Source organism: Rhodococcus sp. 05-2256-B1 (genome assembly GCF_002258465.1).
Classification (GTDB): Bacteria; Actinomycetota; Actinomycetes; order Mycobacteriales; family Mycobacteriaceae; genus Rhodococcoides; species Rhodococcoides fascians.
This window is the reverse complement of the sequence record NZ_NOZA01000005.1, coordinates 1-2,535: the sequence shown is the minus strand read 5'-3', so window position 1 is coordinate 2,535 and position 2,535 is coordinate 1. Positions and strand designations below refer to the sequence as shown.

Here is a 2,535-nt window from a genome sequence, read left to right as displayed (position 1 = left end):
TCGCTCTCTGCGATGCGTGTCGTAGCCGCCGTGCAGGAAACCTTCGACTGTGAAATCAGCGTCCGTGCACTCATGGAAGCCCCCACCGTAGCGGGCCTGGCTCGTGTGGTGGGTGGAGGACAGTCGGGCACCAGGCAAATCTGGGAGCCATATGCGCGTCCGGCCCAGTTGCCGCTGTCGTTCGCCCAGCGTCGGTTGTGGTTCATCCATCAGCTAGAGGGACCATCGGCGACATACAACATCCCTCTGGTACTACGCCTAATCGGTCTACTCGACGTCGACGCGCTGACCCTGGCGGTTGCCGATGTCGTAGCCCGGCACGAGAGTGTTCGCACAGTGTTTCCCGCTACGGCTGGCGTGCCCGAGCAGTGCATTCTCGATGCCTCTGAAGGGCTTGTCGCCTGCAAAGTCATCGACGCCACCAACTGGACCGATCAACAGTTGGATGAGGCGGTCGGTATTGTCACCCGCCACGCCTTCGACTTAGAAACCGAGATTCCCTTTCGTGCAAGGCTTTTCGCAGTCTCGACCACGGAACACCATCTGGCCCTGGCAATGCACCACATCGCCGCCGACGGATCATCTCTCTCGCCGCTGGTTCGCGACCTGACTACCGCATATCAGGCCCGCACCACCCGGACGGAGCCAGGCTGGGAGCCGTTGCCCGTTCAGTACGCCGACTTCACAATCTGGCAGCACAAGCTCCTCGGCGAGGCCGACGATCCTAATACCCGATGTGGTCGACAAACAGTTTTCTGGGAGCGGAACCTCGCTGGATACGCGGGACTGCTGGAGCTTCCCACGGACCGGCCTTACCCCGCCGTCGCCAACCATCAGGGCGGCCAAGTCGTCGTCGAATGGCCCGCCGAACTGCAGGAACTCGTGCGGGTTGTGGCGCGGGAACGCAATGCGACGACGTTCATGGTGATGTCGGCGGCGCTTTCGGTGCTGTTGGCGCGTTTGAGCGGGAGCGCGGATGTGGCGTTCGGGGTGCCGACGGCGGGGCGGGGGCGAACCGAGTTTGACGGCATGGTCGGGTTTTTCGTCAACACGCTGGTGTTGCGTACGCGGGTTTCAGCCGAGATGAACTTCGGTGATTTGTTGGAGGAGGTACGGGAGCGGAGCCTGGACGCGTTCGCGAACCAAGATGTGCCGTTCGATGCGCTTGTCGAGCGCCTCAATCCGGTCCGTACGCAGGCTCACCATCCGTTGATCCAAATCCTGTTCGCCTGGCAAAACGTCACCCTGCCCGATCTGTCTCTGCCAGGTCTCGACATTTCCCCGCAGCGCACGGACACCTTGACCGCTCGAATGGACTTGACTTTCAGCCTGCGTGAGCGGTTCGACAACTCCGGCCGTCCCATAGGCATTGGGGGTCTGGTCGAGTACCGCACCGACGTCTATGACGCCGAAACTGTAAAACAACTTGTTACCCGCTGGCAGCGGGTGCTCACGACGATGCTCGCCGGCACGGACCGCTCGGTGGCGTCAATCGACTTGCTTGACGAGAGAGAACTGACGCAGCTGGACGCCCTCGGAGCGCGGTCAGTGCTAAATGAATCGATCGTGGACCCCGCGATTCCGGAGTTGTTCGCCGAGCAGGTGAGGGTGCGGCCGGACGTCATAGCGGTGGTGTTCGAGGGTCGGTCGTGGACGTATCAGGAGTTGGACGACACATCGACGCAGTTGGCTCATTTGTTGGCTGGGCGTGGGGTGGGAGTAGAGGACGTTGTTGCACTGTTGCTGCCACGTTCGGAACACACTGTGATAGCCATACTTTCGGTGCTGAAGCTGGGTTCTGCTTACTTGCCGATCGACATCAACACCCCTGACGAGCGCCTGGCATTCGTTCTACAAGACGCTGCGCCGGCCGCGATTTTGACCACGGTGAGCCTCGCTGGTCGCGTCAGTAAGTCCGGGGTCCCACTGATAGATGTCGAGGATCCCAAGGTCGCTGAACAGCCGACGACGACGTTGCCGGTGCCGAATGCTGACCTCCTCGCGTACATCATCTACACCTCAGGAACGACAGGCACACCCAAAGGCGTCGGCATCACACAAACGAACGTCACCCAGACCTACGCAGCTTCGGAACATGCTTTCAAACATTCCCCAGATCAGGTGTGGTCGATGTTCCATTCGTACTCGTTCGATGTGTCGGTGTGGGAGATGTGGGGCGCTCTGCTGCACGGCGGCCGCTTGGTGATCATCCCTGAGCATGCCGCCCGCTCCGCAACGGACTTTCACCGAATCCTGGTAGACGAGCAGGTCACCACCGTCAACCAGACCCCGTCCGCACTCGAGATGCTCTCGCCCGAGGGAATAGATCAAGTAAGGACCATTTTTGTGGGGGGTGAGGCATGCTCGCCCGAACTTGTCGATCGGTGGGCTTCAGGCCGAGAAATGATCAATGGCTACGGGGAGACAGAGACGTTCTACGCCTCTATGAGTGCGCCCATGAAGCCTGGTCATGGAGCTCCTATCGGTACGCCGGTGCCGGGTGATGCGTTGTTTGTGTTGGATTCCGGTTTGCGG

Annotated in this window: 1 protein-coding gene; it reads left to right on the top strand. The window is 60.7% G+C overall.

The window, feature by feature from the left end:
* Nucleotides 1-12: 12 nt before the first annotated feature.
* Nucleotides 13-2,535: non-ribosomal peptide synthetase (locus tag CH285_RS00715; protein ID WP_255165305.1), on the top strand; the 2,523-nt coding region annotated here is incomplete at its 3' end.